Raw genomic sequence first — 18,260 nt, forward strand, 5'->3', positions numbered from 1 at the left:
GGGGTCAGGGTGTCGAGGTTGACGCGACGGGCCGACGGGCCGGCTTCCCAGACGATTTCCGGGTAGGCGTCCAGTGGTGGCGCTTCCAGCGAGGCCGGGCCGGAACCGTCGAGCACAAAGTGCGCGTGACGGGTGGCGGCGCAGTTCGGGATCATGCACACCGGCAGCGAGGCGGCGTGGGTCGGGTAGTCCATGATCTTCACGTCGAGCACGGTGGTCAGGCCACCGAGGCCCTGGGCGCCGATGCCCAACTGGTTGACCTTCTCGAACAGCTCCAGACGCATTTCTTCGATGCGGTTCTGCGGGCCACGGGCCTTCAGTTCGTGGATGTCGATCGATTCCATCAACACTTCCTTGGCCATGACCGCGGCTTTCTCGGCGGTGCCGCCGATGCCGATGCCGAGCATGCCCGGTGGGCACCAGCCGGCGCCCATAGTCGGAACGGTCTTCAGCACCCAGTCAACGATCGAGTCGGACGGGTTGAGCATGGCCATTTTCGACTTGTTCTCGGAACCGCCGCCCTTGGCCGCCACGTCCACTTCCACGGTGTTGCCCGGGACGATGGAGTAGTGAATCACGGCAGGGGTGTTGTCCTTGGTGTTTTTGCGAGCGCCCGCCGGGTCGGCGAGGATCGAGGCACGCAGGACGTTTTCCGGCAGGTTGTAGGCGCGACGCACGCCTTCGTTGATCATGTCGTCCAGGCCCATGGTGGCGCCATCCCAGCGCACGTCCATGCCGACACGCACGAACACGGTAACGATACCGGTGTCCTGGCAGATCGGGCGGTGGCCGGTTGCGCACATGCGCGAGTTGATCAGGATCTGCGCCATCGAGTCACGCGCCGCTGGCGATTCTTCGCGCAGGTAGGCTTCGTGCATCGCCTGGATGAAATCCACGGGGTGGTAATAGGAAATGAACTGCAGGGCGTCGGCAACGCTCTGAATCAGGTCGTCTTGCTTGATCACGGTCATGAGTCGCGCTCCTCTAAAAGACGGGAACATTCAATAAGGTGCCTGCGGCTTGGGTGCATCGGTCGGTCGCAAGCACCTTTCAAGGCACGCCGGGGCTGCTGGCGCGACGCTAAAAAGGCGCGGCAGTATACCGCGCATCAAAGGGGCATACACGCGCCGGCAGTCATTCGTTGGTCGCATGGCTGGGCGAATATCGGACATGGGGTTTGCACTTCAAGAGCTACCCCCTCACCCCAGCCCTCCCGAAACGTCGGACCGCCCCCAAGGGGGCGAGGGGGAAAGGGAGCCGATCTTCGTGCTATTCAAAACCTGAGTTCGCCGCGATGTTTCAGGTCGGTATACCTCGGATAAACAACTCGGTCAGTTCCCTCTACCTCCGGGAGAGGGCTAGGGTGAGGGGCTTTTAAAGGGGCTTTTTTGACGTCAAATTTCGAGCCCGAAAATCGGTGGTCATTTATCGACTACGCCACTAAAGTGGCAGCCGGTCTGTAGAGTAGGACACTCGGTCAGCCTCCAATCGCACGGTGAGTCAACGATTGACCCATAACGCCATTCAACGTCTTTTGCTCAAACGCTTTGCCCTCGCTGCAGCCACCTATGGATTGGCTTTGCTGCTGCTGTGGCTGGCGTTTTTCACCGGTCATTACGAGCAGTCCCTGAGTGCTATCGCCATCGGCAGCGCGCTGGTGGTGATCAGTCAGGCCGTCCTGTTCGTGCTGTTCTGGAGTGGGCGCAACCTGCGCTTCGCCGACCCCAGCCTGACCGAGGGGCAAGTCTTGCTCGGACTCGGCTGGCAGACCTGGCTGATCGCCCATCTGGATGAAGCGCGCAGTGCCTTCCTGGTGTTCTATGTGCTGATTCTGCTGTTCGGTCTGTTCCATCTGAGCCGGCGGGCGTTTATCCGCTGTGCGCTGCTGGTGTTCTTCAGCTTCTGCGCAATCACCCTGTGGGACGCTTATCACTACCGCTTGCGTGAGCCGGCACTCGCCGCCTTGCAGGTGTGCATCCTCGCCATGGTGCTGGCATGGCTGGTGATTTATGCGCGTTTCGTCCAGGTGTCGCGCCAACGCATGCGCCAGCGCCGCTTTGCCTTGCAAGCGCACCAAGACACGTTGCGCGGGATGATGCGCCAGCTTGAAGATCTGGTGGCCACCGACGAACTGACCGGCCTGTTCAACCGCCGGCATTTTCTGCGCCTGGCCTCGCGCGAGCTGAATGCGATGGACAGCGACGTCGTGCACGGCCTGGCACTGATCGACCTCGACCATTTCAAACGCATCAACGACTTGCACGGCCACGCCGCCGGCGATCAGGTGTTGCAGGCGTTTGCCGGCGTCGCTCAGGCCTGCCTGCGCGACGGCGATGTGCTGGCACGTTATGGTGGTGAAGAATTCGTCGTGTTGCTGCCCGACTGCAATGCCGAACGGCTGACCGCTTGCTGCGAGCGTCTGCGGATCGCCTTCACCGATGTCGAACTGATCGGCCTGAATGTACGCAACCTCAGCCTGTCGGCCGGCATGACCCTGTTGGCGTTGGGCGATGATCTGGATGACGCCTTGCAGCGTGCCGATCAGGCGCTCTATCGGGCCAAGCGTGACGGACGCAATCGCTGTGCGGCCGCGTGGGAGAACGTCGATGCCTGAACTTCGTGTCGCAGAACGGCAATGGTCGGTGGCGGCGGGCAGCAATCTGCTCGACGCCCTCAATCAGAACGGTGTGGCTGTGCCTTATAGCTGTCGTGCCGGCAGTTGCCATGCGTGTCTGGTTCAGTGCGTACAAGGCCTGCCTGCCGACAATCGCCCGGATGCCTTGAGCGCCGAGCAGCGCCAGCAGGGTTGGCGGCTGGCCTGCCAGTGTCAGGTGATCGAAGACTTGCAGGTGCACACCTTCGACCCGCTCGCCGACGGTCGCCCGGCGGTGGTCGAAGCACTGGACTGGCTCAGCGACAGTGTTCTGCGCCTGCGCCTGACCCCGCAACGGCCGCTGCGCTACAGCGCCGGGCAACATCTGGTGTTATGGATCGATCACATTGCCCGGCCGTATTCGCTGGCCAGCCTGCCGGAAGAAGACCGCTTTCTGGAGTTCCACCTCGACTGTCGCCAGCCTGGGGAATTCAGCGATGCGGCGCGGCGCTTGCAGATCGGCGACTCGATCCGTCTCGGCGAACTGCGCGGCGGCGCGCTGCATTACGACGCTGACTGGCACACCCGACCGCTGTGGCTGCTGGCTGCCGGTACGGGCCTGGGCCCATTGTTCGGCGTGCTGCGCGAAGCCTTGCGTCAGGATCACCAAGGCGCCATCCGCGTCATTCACCTGGCCCATGATGCCGAAGGGCACTATCTGGCCAAACCCCTCGCGGCATTGGCTGCGCAGCGCGAAAACCTCAGCGTCGAGCTGTGGACAGCGGCCGAGTCAGCCGCCGCTTTGGCGCAACTGCGCCTTGTTTCCCGGCAAACCCTGGCCTTAGTCTGCGGCTCGACGGCCAGTGTCGACGCCTTCGCCCGACGCCTGTACCTGGCTGGACTGCCGCGCAATCAACTGCTGGCCGATGTGTTCTTGTCCCGTGGTTGAACGCTGAATTCATTGGTTCGAGAGATCCTGTGGCGAGGGGATTTAGCGAAACGTCGCACCGCCCCGATTGAGTCTGCAGCACTCACAATAGTCTGGGGCCGCTGCGCAGCCCATCGGGGATAAATCCCCTCACCACAGTGATCTTCGCTGGCCTGAACTGTCGAGAAATGTCATGACCGAAGCCATTTTGCTGGAACGCGAACGCGGTTTGTTGACCCTGCGTCTCAACCGCCCGGACAAGAAAAACGCCCTGACCCGGGCCATGTACAGCCATCTCGCCGAGGCGTTGAAACAGGCTGACAGCGATCCGCAAATAAACGCCGTGCTGATCACTGGCAGCAGCGAATGCTTCACCGCTGGCAACGATATTGCCGATTTCATCCAGCAACCGCCGAGTGATCTCGACAGCCCGGTGTTCCACTTCATGCTCAATCTGCTCGAATGCCGCAAACCGGTGATCGCCGCCGTGGCTGGGGCGGCGGTGGGGATTGGTACGACAATGTTGCTGCATTGCGATCTGGTTTACGTCAGCCGCGATGCGCGCTTGCGCATGCCGTTCGTCAACCTCGGGTTGTGCCCGGAGTTCGCTTCCAGCCTGATCTTGCCGCGCTTGCTAGGGCAGGCCAAAGCGGCAGAGTTGTTGCTGCTCGGCGAAGGTTTCAGCGGCGAACAGGCCGCCCAGTGGGGCATCGCCACAGAGGCGTTGGGCAGCGGCGAAGCTGCATTGGCCAAGGCACGGGAGATGGCGTTGCGTTTTGATGAGCTGCCGCCGGAAGCTGTCCGCATCAGCAAGCAATTGATGAAAGCACCGGACCGCGAGTTGATCCGTAAAGTGATCGAGGAGGAGGGTGCGTTGTTCACTCAGCGACTGCGTTCGCCGGAGGCATTGGCGGCGTTGACCGGGTTTATCAAACGGCATTGAATCTTCGCTGACTGTGCCGGCCTCTTCGGGAGCAAGCGCCCTCCCACAGCAGAACGGATTTCAACTGTGGGAGGAGGCTTGCTCGCCAACAGGTCCGATCAAACACCACATCTTGTGGGGCAGTATCAAAAAAGCCCTGTCAACCACATTGCAGGGCAACCGGTTTTAAGTCAGCTACGCCCCTGAAAATGCAAACCAGACCTTGAAGTTCCGTTATCCAATCAGGCCCCGCGCAATGAAATGACGAATGACGATTCCGTCGGGTTCAAACCCGAGAATCAAAACTTTATTATCTTTAAGCCATGCCAGCGATGAGGAGCGAAGCTCGAACATCAACCCGCCAGTGCCAGCGCCAAAGTCTGGATCAAGTTCACCGGCATCCGTAAATCGAGCGACAACGGTTGTTGTAACGTGATGTTCAGCTTCTGAATATCCATGGACAAGAATCTTGCCGTCGCTTTGAATCAGGGCGCCTCTCCATGCCAATCTTCGGTCAGCCAAATGGGTTATCAAGGGTAAGCCACGGTTGAATTGGATATTTTCGCTGCCGTCGACTTCTCGACTGATTAATAATCCTGACGACTCAGGGTGTTGAGTTGCACCGCCAAAAGCCAAAAGTCGATTATTGGTCTGTCGAATAGCTCCAGCAGTGCTCAGCCTATAATCTTGCGAACTGATAATTAAATAGCCGTTGTCGGCAAAAGAAAGGTCTGTTTTCCCATCAGGCATCAGTCTGGTGACCATCGATAACATCTGATCATGTACTGTGTGGCAGAAACCACTCACCGTATACGTCCCGTCGTTTTCCAGCAATATTGACTGCACGTATGTTTCTTTAAAACCGGCGATACCCGGTATTTTTACGAAGCCGGTTCGGTTAAAGCCGGTATCAATAGCTCCATTTTCGTGGAGCCGCGCGACAACCGTATAGATTTCTTCGCGACTCCAGATGTCTTTCCACAGCATTATCTTTCCGTCAGGAAGGGCCAAGGTACCGCTGTGCTGTTGATCTTGCGATGAGCGAGGAGAGGGGGCATTTGTTGAATCGTTGTCGGTAAAGTCGATAACAACTTTGCCGTCTTCGCCAAACCCGAGATCCAGGCTGCCATCCAGATTCAGACGTACCAGACCTCGAAGCGTCGGCGGATTATAAAGAGCAGCAGTCAGCAATATTTTGCCATCTGCGAGTATGTCTATCTTGGTAGCCGCCAAATTTTTATCGTGGTTGCCGCCGTTATAAAAACTTCCACTGGCATATCCCGCAATACCAAAGGCAGTGTCGACGATACCCTCTGAGGTCAGTCGCAGACAAAAGTAATTATTATAATTTGGCCCGTCACCGAGTGATCCCGCAATATAAATTCGCCCCATTGGGTCAGTAATGCATGTTTCGGGGTTCAGTAAAACACCGTTCGGGTCCACTTTATCCAGGCGTACAGTCCCGGCCTCGCCAAAAGACGGATCAAATTGACCATCGACCAGTACTGTATTAACAGTCATGTTCATGTCTATTGCCTTCATGAAATATCCAGGCGCGTCCAAACTCGTACCAAACAATTGGAGGGTGGGTTCAGATATCGCCTGGAAGGGTAATGAGGGGCAGAGCCGCACTAATTGCTGGCATGGAAACGGAGCAGGAACCCCTGCGTATTTCTAGTGGTGCCCGTCTCGCCTGCAACGACTATTTTTCCATCTGCCTGCAGGACTACTGCGTGGGTGAGGGGCGTCTTGAGCACCGGTGTGCTGGCCCATCCGACGTTATTGAACGTCGAATCCAACAATCCATCGCTGAGCAAGCGCACCACCACGGCTTCGGAACGTTGATCCGGGTGCTTGATCTGGCCCGCCAATACGATCTTGCCATCGGCCTGCATAACCCCACCTTTCCAGCGGGTAGTGGTGTTATCCAGGCGAGTGAGCAGTGGTTGGCCACGATTGAACTGAATATTCGCGCTGCCATCCGGTTCGAGGCTGACCAGTACGCCTTGTTCGCCATCTTCGGTGATGCCGATCCCCAGCAATCGATTGTTCGGTTGCCCGATAACCGCCACCAGGCCTGCCTTTAACCGCGGCGCATCAGAATAAACGACAAAGCCTTTCTCGCCGAAGCTGGTATCAAGGCGACCATCGCGGGTGTATCGGGCCAACAAGGGCGTATAGGTTGACTCATCGCTGAGCATCAATCGGCCACACACCATGATGCGCCCGTTCGAGTCAGTCGACCCGCTGGCAAGTCCCACGTCCGCTGGCGTTGCACCGGGATAAAGGACTTGCACATAGCCTTTTTGATTGAAGGTTGTATCGAGCGAACCATCGCTGTTGAGCAGAAAAACGAAGGCGCGTGTATCTGCTCCATGAGTGATGACATAGTTGCGTACTACCAGGATTTTTCCGTCTGCCAGTGGTGTCACCGTGCAAGCAGAGTCTTGACTCTCGCCTTGGATGTCGAGTGCCACCTGCTCATCAATCTCTTCCGGCAGTGGCAGGATGACGTGCCCTGCGGTGCCAAAACTGCGATCCAGCCTGCCGTCAGGGTAGTAACGCGCCAGTGCAGGACTTCTGTAGGCAACCGAGCCAGTCAGGAGCAATTTCCCGTCACTGCAAATTGCAATGGATCGACTGGTGGACTCTTGTGTGCCGCCAAAAGAAGCTCGGACAATGCCGTTCGCCCCGAAGGTGTCGTCCAACGATCCATCTGGCCACATTCGACCTAGCAGGTAGCGACTATTGAGCGGATTCAACGTGCTGGAGCCACAGAAGTACAGATGACTGGATGTCGCCATTACACCCATGATGCGGTTCAGTCCCGCCTCTTGGGTATTCAAAAGAAAGACGCCGCCGTCGGCGAAGCTCTCATCGAAGGTGCCGGCCTGGCGGGTTGGTAGAGATGTACTGTCCATGTGGCACTCCTTCAGTGAACGGGTTTACTCGAGTAGCTACCTGATACCGACTCTGGTCAACTGTCAGAACTGACAGTTGACAAACCCTTTCACCCAAAGCGATCGCAGCCTTCGCCAGCGTCTGCCTGAGAAAAACAAAAGCCCCGGCATTCACATGCCGGGGCTTTCGTTTTTCGAACCACCGATCACTCGGTCCCACGCAAAACCTGTGGGCGCGGGCTTGCCCGCGTCAGACCTGCGGGTCGCCCACGTGCAGGATCTTCATGCCGTTGGTGCCGCCGGTGGTGTGGTAGCTGTCGCCCTTGGTCAGGATGACCCAGTCGCCTTTTTCCACAACGCCGCGTTTGACCAGTTCGTCGATCGCTTTCTGGCTGACTTCGTGCGGTTCCAGCGAAGCCGGATCGAACGGGATGGTGTACACGCCACGGAACATCGCGGCGCGCGCCTGAGTCTCGCGGTGTGGCGAGTAGGCGTAGATCGGCACCGAGGAACGGATGCGCGACATGATCAGCGGGGTGTAGCCACTTTCGGTCAGGGCGATGATCGCTTTGACACCCGGGAAGTGGTTGGCGGTGTACATGGTCGCCAGCGCGATGCTTTCGTCGCAGCGGGTGAATTCCTTGCCGATGCGGTGGCTGGAGGTCTTGCCGGTCGGGTGCTTTTCAGCGCCGACGCAGATACGCGCCATCGCTTGCACAGCTTCCAGCGGGTACAGGCCAGCGGCGGATTCAGCCGAGAGCATCACGGCGTCGGTGTAGTCGAGCACGGCGTTGGCCACGTCGGACACTTCGGCGCGGGTCGGCATCGGGTTCTGGATCATCGACTCCATCATCTGGGTCGCAACGATCACAGCCTTGTTGTGGCGGCGTGCGTGCAGAATGATTTTCTTCTGAATGCCTACCAGCTCGGCGTCGCCGATTTCTACACCGAGGTCACCACGGGCAACCATCACTGCATCGGAAGCCTGGATCAGACCGTCGAGGGTTTCGTCGTCGGCCACGGCTTCGGCGCGTTCGATCTTCGCCACCAGCCAGGCAGTGCCGCCGGCCTCGTCGCGCAGTTGACGGGCGTAGTTCATGTCGGCGGCGTCACGCGGGCAGGACACCGCGAGGTAGTCGACTTCCATTTCTGCGGCGAGCTTGATATCGGCCTTGTCTTTTTCAGTCAGGGCCGGCGCGGTCAGGCCGCCACCGCGACGGTTGATGCCTTTGTGATCGGACAACGGGCCGCCGATGGTCACCACGCAATGCAATTCTGTGGCGGTGGCGGTTTCAACGCGCATTACCACGCGGCCGTCGTCGAGCAGCAGCTCGTCGCCCACGCCGCAGTCTTTCACCAGGTCCGGGTAGTCGATGCCGACCACTTGCTGGTTGCCTTCGGTCAACGGATGGCTGGTGGAGAAGGTGAACTTGTCACCGATCTTCAGCTCGATCTTCTTGTTGGCGAATTTGGCGATACGGATTTTCGGGCCTTGCAGGTCACCGAGCAGGGCGACGAAGCGGCCGTGCTTGGCTGCCAGGTCACGCACCAGTTTCGCGCGAGCCTTGTGCTCGTCGGGGGTGCCGTGGGAGAAGTTCAGACGGGCAACGTCCAGACCAGCCAGAATCAGCTGTTCGAGAACTTCCGGCGAGTTACTGGCCGGGCCAAGGGTAGCGACGATTTTGGTACGACGGACGGACATGCAAAGACTCCTGAGTTCAAGCGCTAGCGAAGGCTACTATGCTCGAAGGGTGTAGTCATTGTTCGTTTGCACTACTTATCGTTTTCTTTATTGAACGCGACTACCGCACCAACGCGACAATCGGCGCAAACGGTTCTGAAGATTTCCGACGATGGGTCGATACAGAGCACAAGACAGGAGAACCCTCATGCGATTCGTACCCATTGCCGCCCTTGCCCTCAGCGTCCTCGCCGTGACGGGCTGCACCCGTTGGTCGATGAACCATCATTTGAACAATGCCTACAGCGCCTACGATCGCGGCAATTGCGAGCAGGTGATGCTCGAACTGTCCAAGGTCGAACGCGCCAGCCGTGCCCGCCCGTACGTGTGGCCGGAAGTGTCGATGATGCGCGGCCAGTGCCTGGAACGGCAAAAGATGTTTGTCGATGCGGCGCAGACTTATCAATTCATCATCGCCTCGTACCCCAATAGCGAATACGCCTACCGCGCCCGCGCCCGTCTGGAAACCCTGCAGAGCCTGGGTCATTACCCGACGCGCAGCGCCGCTGCCGTGGTGCGTCCGACGCGCTTTTGATGGCAGTTGTCATACAAAAGCTGGCCGGTTGTACAGCCTGAGCTATAGTCGAATCAATCGGGTTTAGAGCCGAGTCTCTAATGTGCCCGTGCAACACCTGCGACTGGCGAGTTGTCAGGTGACGGCGATTTAGCGACCGTCACACCGGAAGCGGGGAGAGCGCGTCAGCCACACAGGCGCGTTCCGAAGCAAAGGTGCGGCTCTGTGATGGAGCCTTGCATGGCGAACTGCGCATGTTTACCGACCGCCGAATCGAACGGCATCAGCTGCCGTATTTCCTCAGGGTATTCAACAGCGTCACCGACAAACCCATCGGCTTTCTCGGCAATGTGTCCGAGGACGGGCTGATGTTGATCAGCCAGTTGCCAATGATGATCGGGGCGGATTTCAATCTGCGTCTGAAAATCCCATGCGACGACGGCTGCCAGCAGGTGATCGACCTCACCGCGTGTTGCCTGTGGTGCCATGAAGACGCCACACCCCTGCATTACGATGCTGGCTTCAGCCTGCAACGACCGCCGCCGGAGTACGGGCAACTGGTCGGGGCATTGAAGCAATACTTCAGTTTTCAGCCGTTGCCGGCTTCGGCCTGAGTGCTGCGGCGCCTTCACCATTGCTATCGCTGGCAAGCCAGCTCCCACAGGTTTTGCGTCGTTCACTGATGCTGTGAACCTGTGGGAGCGGGCTTGCCCGCGATGGCGTCAGTTCCGGCGCCGCAAGGTTGACAGTCAGGTCACGGCATCGCTGGCAAGCCAGCTCCCACAGGGTTTTGCGTCGTTCACTGATGCTGTGTCCGCTCGCAGAACCTGTGGGAGCGGGCTTGCCCGCGATGGCGTCAGTTCTGGCGCCGCCGGGTTGACGATCAGGTCACGGCAATCGCCCGCTCGTTATCCAGCGCCTGCTCCGCCAGCAACAAACCCATCTCGCTCAATTGATAAATCGCCATCGCCAGATGTCGCGGCTTGTCGTCCAGGCTGTCCGCCAGATCCAGCAGCAGAATGCTCACCGAAGAAAACGTTTCGTAGGTCTGAATGGCCACGGCTTCGCGGTTGAGGTCGGGGGCGATCATGAACATCTGCATGCCGCGATCCACGGAATTGCGTGAGGATGAGACGGTGGGTTTGAGGTAGTGGTCGAGGGCTTTTTCGGCGGCCTCGTGGAGTTTTTTCGATTGGGTTGATTTGTAGGGGGAAACCGAGTCGTCGGTTTCGGGGGGATTCGGCGTCTCTTTGCACATAGTCATTTCTCCGGTAATGGGCCGCCTCCGGTTCGCGACTAAACGAATGAGGGTGGCGGCTGGACGCAGGTTAGTCGACCGGTGGAGAAATGAATCCCGGCGCACCCGAAGGCGCCCTGCGTACAGCCACCATCGAGTGCGGGGATAGGGAATACCCGACTGGATGACGCTTATACACATCATTTCAACCACCGGGCGACTAAACCCGACCACTGATTGGCAGCGGCACGGATCAAGTTACGGGGCATCGGCAAAGCGCACAAGCCGGCGGATTCTGAGGGATGTGTAGGCAAAGGCGCAACCCGGCGTAGCCTGCGGATGAGGACGTTGCCGGTGGGGGCAAAACGGCTTTTTTCGTACGCGACCGTTCGTCGGGACTGTCAGATTTTACAGGTGCGTAGCGCAGGGGCGGGGGCGTATTTAATGGCTTCCGGCAAGCCATCCCGCCCCCACCCACCAGAAGGAACTGACCATGGCGACCTTTGAGGAAGAGCCTGTAAAAGGCGCATCCGATGATGCCGAAACCCTCGACTCACCGCCTTACATCCTTACACCCTCCTTCGGTGCGGGCGTGAGAAACCCCGTCAAGGTCACTGGTGGTGGTCATGCGAGACGCAACGTAAAAATTATCGGGGCCTACGCAGAAACAGACTTGGGTGATGAGCGGCAAATGGGCGGAGATGGGCTATTTGAACTGACGTTCAGAAATCCCCTGCCCCCCGGGAGAAACCAATTTCGGGTTCTGCAATGGGAGATGTATCCGGGCTCTTATATGTATACCGCAGTGTGGACGGTTTATAACACCTCGGCCCCCGTCATCGACCCGAAGCATGCCAACCAGGTCGTCGGGCGCACATTCCAGCTCACGGGGAGTGGTTGTGCACCTCATTCGAAGGTGGTGTGTGAGCGCCAGGATCATCAACCTATTGGTGAAGGGACCGCTGATGGCGCCGGCAGATTTTCAATTCAGATCTCGACTTCAGGACAACCGAGAACTCTGAGCCTCTTCGTTTTTTGGCATCAGGACGTGAGTAGTGCTGTTTCGGAAACTGTAACGGTGCAGGTTTTGACCCCGCAGATCGAACTTCCCGCTAACGAAGCGATTGTGGGAAAAACGCCGTTATTTCGGGGTAATGGTCTGGACGGTTCAAGCGTCACTCTTTTCAGTACTGAACCGGGCGGAACCAAGCAATACGGCCAAGCTAACGTTAGCAATGGTAATTGGTACAGACCGCCAAATGATTATTTGCCAGAAGGTCGGGTTCGGCTGCTTGTCAAAGCGCAAATGGGGGGCATTGAAGTTGAGTCCGATGCGATATGGCTTAATGTCATCCATCCCCCCTTGATTCTTTACCCTGCTGCAGGCGCAGTGGTGGATACAACCTTCACAATTGAAGGTTCAAAAGGCATGCGTGGGGCTACTGTCGAGATTCTGCGCGATACGCAGGGGCACAGTGTTGTTGCCACCGGCCCGGTTATAGGGGGCACAGAAGGATGGCGTGTCACTGTCCCGGACATGACGCCGGGTCCTCTGAGTCTGAAGGCAGAACAGTTTGTTGCTGGCGTCGACGAGCACTCCGGCAGAACTGATGCGCGAGCATTCAAAGTCCGCCCCGCGCCGGTCTCGAATGTCTCAATAAACACCCCCCTTGACGGCTCGATAAAATTTGCGGGGAGCGGATATTCGGGGGCAACAGTCGAGATCACTCGTGTCAGTGGGCCTGATGCACCTGCGATACCTTCTGTTCCAGTGGTGGATGGCAAGTGGGAGGTCACGGTGCCCAACTGGCCTTTCGGCATTTACTCGCTCAGCATCATTCAAAAGGTTGACGACGGCGCAAGCGGCTGGATCCCTTCGGCACCCATAAGACCCGGCTTCAGTAAAGTTCTGCCTGAAGTCAGCAATGTGATCTCCACCTCCAGCTATAAACCAACCATCAGCGGCACAGGCATGGACGGAGCCACGGTCAAGCTGTTGAACAGTGATGGGAGCATCACAGACCTGCCCGACGTTGTTGTGAGGAATACCCTATGGACAAGCACGGCGCCGACGGAATGGGGCCCGACGTTTGAGCGCGTCCTTCTGATCAGGCAATCAAAGGATGCACAGACCACCAAGGGCATTAATCACACCGTCACTATCCCCCCCTTGGCCCCCGGCCTGAACGACCCGGTCGAGGATGGCCTTTCACCCAGGCTCAGCGGCACGTGCTGGCCGGGAGCGGTGGTGAAGGTCAAATTCAGCGACAGCCCCGAAGAGCATCTGGCAACCGTCTCGAACGGCAACTGGGCTTTCCAGCGAGCCAAGGAATTCGCTCCGGATGTATTGCATACCGTCGAGGTCTTTCAGGTCGTTGGCAAGCAAACATCAGAAAAAGCGAGCAAGACCTTCACGGTTCTCGTGGCCATGCTCAAACCGACAATCACCAAGCCGGATGCCGATTCGAAAGTCGGTCGTGTGGTCACTGTCGGGGGCGAAAACGGAATGGCGGGCGCGACGCTGCAGTTGCGAGATGTCCGTTTCGACCGTCCTCTCGGTGCGCCCAAAGTACTGAGTCAGGACGGCGTCTGGTCGATTGACCTGAGCCAACTGGATTTTGCGATCTACACCATCGATGCCCGGCAAACCCTCAAGGGCCGGCCTTCGGAGCCCAGTGACCGGCACAGTTTTGAAGTGGTGCTGTTACCCCCGGAAATTACCCAGCCAACCCCCGAAGGCAAGCTGCCGCGTACGGCGACGCTTATGGGGAAGGGCATGGTGAACGGGCGCGTCGAGGTCTTTCTGGAGGGGCGCCCCGGGCCTTGGCTCACGGACATCGCGGTGGACGGGAACGGCGAGTGGGAAGTCGACGTCACGTTGCCAGTGGGCAGCAAAACCATCTGGGCGCGGCAAACGTTTATGGATGAAGGTGGCAAGTTGCGGGAATCGGACATTACCGCGTTGTTGAACTATGACGTCGTCCCGGCCGCGCCGTTTATCGAGACGCCGGTCGCGGACGGCCACATCGGGCGGTCGACGGTGGTGTCAGGCTTCGGTGTGCCGGGCGACAGTGTCACGGTGACAGTGGCCGCCGGCGGGCGTTCGATACAGGCCAATACACGCGTGCTGGAGGATCGCACCTGGTCGGTGACGCGGGATTTCAGCTCACTCGTGGGTGGGCGGCGGACCCTTGAAGCGGTGGCATCGCTGGGTGAGTTTGCCTCGCTCGCCGCTACGCGCCCCGTCGTGCTGGGGACTTATCTGCCCACCCTCGACGAGCCGGCGGCGGGTCGCTGGGTCAGTCATCCGCTGCAGTTTGCCGGCCGCGGCCGTAAGGGCAGGGGCAAGGTGGTGAGCTGGTACAACCCGGATGTGAAGTGGGTGCCGGAGGTGCCCATCGCCAGTGACAAATGGTCCGGTGAGTCGACGCAGTCCTTGCCGGGCGCGGGCAACTGGTACCGATTCCAGCAGGACATAACTGACGGTGCGGACGGCGCGACGGTTTCCGATTGGGTCGACAGCCAACGCTTTGAAGTCGAGCCCGCGCGGCCGCCTTCGGTAGATACCTGAGTCTGCGTTTCCCGACGAACGGTCTTAAAACCTGTCAGATCTGACAGTAGACGCGGACCGCGTCCAAGCGCCAAATCGTACTCACTGAAAGCACAGCCTGGCGAAGACGCCAGGCTGTTCGGGCCAGTTGTCGACTCAAGGAACCTGATCATGGCTGATTCGCGTCGTCCCGCCCTGCAACTGTTCGCTCAGTTGTTTGGTGAGGGCCAACACGTACAAGACACCGGGCTGAAAAACCTGCAGTCCTACCTTGAGCAGGAGGGGTCGATTTTTCCTCTGGTGGAGAAGGGCGTTCAGGGCCTGATCAGGGAGCTTGAATTGCGCCCGGATGACGCAAAGCGGTTTTTGCGCAGGGCCAACAGCATGGCCACGTATGTGCGTCGCCAGTTTATCGAGCAGACCCTGACGGGCGACAAAACGGTCGCAGCACGCCCTTCGAGCGGCTTGTTGTCGATGGTTGAAGGTCCCGATTATCACAATCTGATCGGCACTGATTTTGCCGCGTTGTGCCCGGTGGATGCGCTGGAGTCGATCTTGTCGCCGGTGGCCTACCTGATCGAACTGTTGCGCTGGATTCGCGACCGCATCGAGTCTATTCCAGGGCGCGAGAAAAAATACGAACTGCATGAGCGCCGTATGGATCTGCTACCCCTGCAGGTCGACTTCAACGCGGTGTATCAGTCGATATCGTCGGTGGACATCATCATTGCGGTGCTGGAGGCGTTCATCACCAGGAACCTGCAAGAGACGTCGATCGAGGATGGCTTGATCGAAGCCCGCTATCCCAATGGCCTGCCGTATTACCAGCACTGGGTCACGATTGACGGCGTTGTGCAGTTGCACGGTCTTTCGGTCGGGGACTTCGAGCACAAAGTTGACCTGGCGTACCCCTATTTTCTGCAAGCCAATGCCCGGGGCGCCAATACCGGTCGCGGCTTCGCCAAGGCTTCAAGGCTCGGCCCTTATCAGCGGCAATTGCTGACTGAGGAACGGGTGGATTATGAAGAAGGTCGCGAAGGTTTTTACGCCCGTAACTTCGGCACGGATGATGCCAACAATAAATACGGCAATCTGAATCAGGTCGCTTTTTTCGGCGAACGCACAAAGTTGGGCAGCACACAAATCGAAGCCTTGTTGTCGATTCGCGATTTTGCTCCGGTGCGCTCGCCCAATGTGCAAACCTACCCCGGCAACATTCCGGAGGAGCCAGATGCGCGTGAAAGCGAGCGTTCGGGCTCGGTCTACATCAACAACAACACCGCACCGGCGTTGGGTATTTACGACGATGGCCAGGACCGCCATCGACTGACGGCAAACCCCGACACAGTCTCCGGTTTCAATCACTACGACCGGATGAACCGGATGGTGCGTCTGGCCAACTGGACGGGATTGCCTTACGACCAGGTCGATGCGTTGCTGGTGGCGGCCATCAGGGCTGTAGAGCGTGGCAATGCACCTCCCGATGGGAGCGAGATGATTATCTCGGACGGCGTAGTTCACGCCTTCGGACTGTTTCAGACCCTGAACGAGCGCTATGGCTGCACCGCCGCTGACTTTGCCGTGTTTATCGGTGAACTGTCACTGTACGGTCGCGGCGAAGCGCTCTCGCAGTTCGACCAGATCTTCAACGGTCAGAACGGTTATCTTCAACCGCTGGTGCTCGACAATGGTCCGTTTCCGCTGTTACCGGCGCCGGGCCAGGTCGATTTGACGATCAGCCAACTGTGCAGCGGTCTGGCGATCGACCTGCAGACGTATTTCTATCTGGCAACCACGGTGGCCAAGGCTCATGGATTGACCGACACGCTGAGGCGCAGTCCGGCGATCATCTCAAGTTTTTACCGTTTGGTCAGACTGCCGCGGTTGCTCAGCATCACACCGGTTGAAGGTGTGTTGATGCTGTCGGTACTCGGCGGGGATGCATGGGTCAACGGCCTGGCAGGCATTCCACTTATCCACACCGTGCCGGGCAGCGCTCCGGATGTGCTGGAACTGATCGAAGCCATGCGCAGCGGTGAACAGTGGTCGACGCAAAACAATCCGTCGATTTTGTGGACGTTGCAACACGTGGTCGCAGCGCAACCGGCACTGGAGCCGTCCGAGCAGGATCTGCAGTTTTTTGAACAGATTCGCAACTTGCTGCCGACCGCGCTGTTATCCAACAGCACTTTTCTGATGGCGGGTGTGCCGCCGGCCGGCGCCGCTGACTGGCTCGATTTCCTGGCGACCGGCGCGGACGGTCTGGGTCCGATTGTCGATGCCGATGGCCTGCTTTTACCCTTTGACGGGACAGCGGAGCATTACTCGGCTGTTGTTCGTGAAAAAGTCACTTGGGCCGTCGAAGCCGGCTTGGGGGCGATCGATGTGCCATTGCGCCAGTCCATCATCGAAACCATGTCAGGTGTGGTTTTGCAGGTGCGGGACGCTCAGGCGTCGCTGGTCAAAGAGACGCTGGCCGTTTATGCCGGTATCGCTGTGGAACTGGCCATACCCGTTCTGAGTTGGGCCGATGCCACGGTCCATTACCTGTTGCAAGAAGTGCTTGAGCATTACGACGTGAGCGCCGAGGCATCGCGCCGACCAGCCAGCCGCAACGCAAGCCCCCTGCTTGATCTGCTGGCTGAAGTACGACGGCGCAGCGAGGTCGTAGTGACGCTGGACTTGAGCGCCACGCTGTTGCTGGACTATCTGGAGTATGGCCACTTGGCCTGGTTTGATCAGGCCGACAAACATGAGTTGTCGGTGCGCACACTGTATTACCTGACAACGTTGACCCGGGCATTCGACTTAAGCGAGCAACCGGCGCAAAAGCTGTTGGATTATCTGCGTCAGGTCAATGCATTGCCCACTGTCACGGGTGATGCGCGGAGGCTGGCGCAACAGGCCGCCGCCATCAAACTGGCCGATTTTTTTGGCTGGAGTGTGCAGGAAGTGCGCGAGTGCGTCAGCCGCATCGACACCACCGACCTCAAGATATTGAAGAACCTCAGTCAACTCGATCTGTTGATGCGCGTTCGTGTGCTATCGGCTGAAACCGGCATGGACGCGTTGACGATTTTTCTGGTCGGCAGTTTGCCCGAGAGCGGCGACAAAAGAGCCTATGCCGATGCCGCCGAACTCGTCCTGCTGGGTGAGCAACGTTCACGCGCACCGATGGTGCACGTGCCGGGTGATCTCAAGGCGCTGGTCAAGACCACGTGCACCGTAGAGGGTTCTTCCACGGTGGTGGCCAGAAAGCGTGGAGAAAAAGTCACCTTTAAGGTGACGCTCATCGATGCCGAGGGGAGGCCGTTGAGCGGCGTCAACGTTTACTGGCAAGCGGCCTTGGGCAACATCGAAACGGGCGCTACTGAGGTGAACGGTACGCTGCTGGCCACGTTCACTCCGGGAGCGATCATGGGCACGGACACGCCCGTGTACTGGCTGGATCTGTTTGAGCCTGAGTACGCGCCGTCCATCGATATCGTCGCCGAGTCCAGTACCCTGAATTTTCCACCGGCAGAATTGTCGCCAACGCCGTTGGGGATTGTGCCAAAAGGCCAGGAAGTCGAGCTCTATGCGCTGCTTGAGGACGCCTACGGCAACCTTGGGAAAAACTCGCTCGTGGAATGGGAATTCGAGTCCTACGAGCCCGGGATATTCACCAGCGCGACTATCCGGCCAAGGCAGGGGTTCACCGACAAGCAGGGGCTGACCCGGGTCTTTGTGTCGAGCGAAACGGGGGGCACCTTTGTTTTCAGCGTCAGAACCCAGTCTGGCGAAAGTGAAACCGTCTTCGTCGAGCCCATCACCTTCGAATGAGCAGATATCGCGGTCAACGGTATCTCTTGGCGAACGCGTGTCCCCGGGGCCTA

The 18,260-nt window shown here is 58.7% G+C and carries 12 protein-coding genes; 7 read left to right on the forward strand and 5 right to left on the reverse strand.

From position 1 onward, the window contains the following. A partial coding sequence (locus tag ACIONG_RS12530) for a fumarate hydratase (RefSeq protein ID WP_401299714.1) occupies window positions 1-971 on the reverse strand: 971 nt, incomplete at its 3' end. 536 nt (window positions 972-1,507) lie between these two features. Here ACIONG_RS12530 and ACIONG_RS12535 point away from each other — a divergent pair. From ACIONG_RS12535 to ACIONG_RS12545, 3 genes are all read left to right on the forward strand, one after another. Then, window positions 1,508-2,614 (forward strand): diguanylate cyclase, encoded by a 1,107-nt coding sequence (locus tag ACIONG_RS12535; protein WP_213026429.1) that lies wholly within the window; start codon window positions 1,508-1,510, stop codon window positions 2,612-2,614. Further along, window positions 2,607-3,542, forward strand: a complete 936-nt coding sequence (locus ACIONG_RS12540; RefSeq protein ID WP_103306421.1) for an iron-sulfur-binding ferredoxin reductase — start codon at window positions 2,607-2,609, stop codon at window positions 3,540-3,542. Before ACIONG_RS12535 ends, ACIONG_RS12540 begins: the two co-directional genes overlap by 8 nt. A 172-nt stretch (window positions 3,543-3,714) precedes the next feature. Continuing rightward, window positions 3,715-4,464: an enoyl-CoA hydratase-related protein gene (locus ACIONG_RS12545; RefSeq protein ID WP_401299719.1), complete on the forward strand. Its 750-nt coding sequence runs from the start codon at window positions 3,715-3,717 to the stop codon at window positions 4,462-4,464. 213 nt (window positions 4,465-4,677) lie between these two features. Here the strand turns inward: ACIONG_RS12545 and ACIONG_RS12550 are convergent, their stop codons facing one another. The 3 genes from ACIONG_RS12550 to pyk all read right to left on the reverse strand — a co-directional run bounded on the left by ACIONG_RS12550 (window position 4,678) and on the right by pyk (window position 9,045). Then, a complete protein-coding gene (locus ACIONG_RS12550) occupies window positions 4,678-5,970 on the reverse strand; it encodes a hypothetical protein (RefSeq protein ID WP_401299722.1) in 1,293 nt (430 codons plus the stop codon). A gap of 104 nt (window positions 5,971-6,074) precedes the next feature. Then, window positions 6,075-7,364: a hypothetical protein gene (locus ACIONG_RS12555; RefSeq protein ID WP_401299725.1), complete on the reverse strand. Its 1,290-nt coding sequence runs from the start codon at window positions 7,362-7,364 to the stop codon at window positions 6,075-6,077. 229 nt (window positions 7,365-7,593) lie between these two features. Beyond that, a complete protein-coding gene (pyk, locus tag ACIONG_RS12560) occupies window positions 7,594-9,045 on the reverse strand; it encodes a pyruvate kinase (protein WP_401299728.1) in 1,452 nt (483 codons plus the stop codon). 187 nt (window positions 9,046-9,232) lie between these two features. Here pyk and ACIONG_RS12565 point away from each other — a divergent pair, with 187 nt between their 5' ends. Further along, window positions 9,233-9,619: a tol-pal system YbgF family protein gene (locus ACIONG_RS12565; protein ID WP_007951249.1), complete on the forward strand. Its 387-nt coding sequence runs from the start codon at window positions 9,233-9,235 to the stop codon at window positions 9,617-9,619. 233 nt (window positions 9,620-9,852) lie between these two features. After that, window positions 9,853-10,212 (forward strand): PilZ domain-containing protein, encoded by a 360-nt coding sequence (locus ACIONG_RS12570; RefSeq protein ID WP_103306426.1) that lies wholly within the window; start codon window positions 9,853-9,855, stop codon window positions 10,210-10,212. 269 nt (window positions 10,213-10,481) lie between these two features. Here ACIONG_RS12570 and ACIONG_RS12575 read toward each other — a convergent pair whose 3' ends face one another. After that, window positions 10,482-10,856: a DUF6124 family protein gene (locus ACIONG_RS12575; protein ID WP_401299733.1), complete on the reverse strand. Its 375-nt coding sequence runs from the start codon at window positions 10,854-10,856 to the stop codon at window positions 10,482-10,484. Window positions 10,857-11,328: 472 nt separating this feature from the next. Here ACIONG_RS12575 and ACIONG_RS12580 point away from each other — a divergent pair, with 472 nt between their 5' ends. Both ACIONG_RS12580 and ACIONG_RS12585 read left to right on the forward strand, forming a co-directional pair. Next, entirely contained in the window at window positions 11,329-14,406 is a 3,078-nt protein-coding gene (locus tag ACIONG_RS12580; protein WP_401299736.1) for a hypothetical protein, read from the forward strand. A gap of 150 nt (window positions 14,407-14,556) precedes the next feature. After that, window positions 14,557-18,207, forward strand: a complete 3,651-nt coding sequence (locus ACIONG_RS12585; RefSeq protein WP_401299739.1) for a Tc toxin subunit A — start codon at window positions 14,557-14,559, stop codon at window positions 18,205-18,207. The last annotated feature ends 53 nt before the right edge of the window (window positions 18,208-18,260 follow it).

Source organism: Pseudomonas sp. NPDC087817, from assembly GCF_044742875.1.
GTDB lineage: Bacteria > Pseudomonadota > Gammaproteobacteria > Pseudomonadales > Pseudomonadaceae > Aquipseudomonas.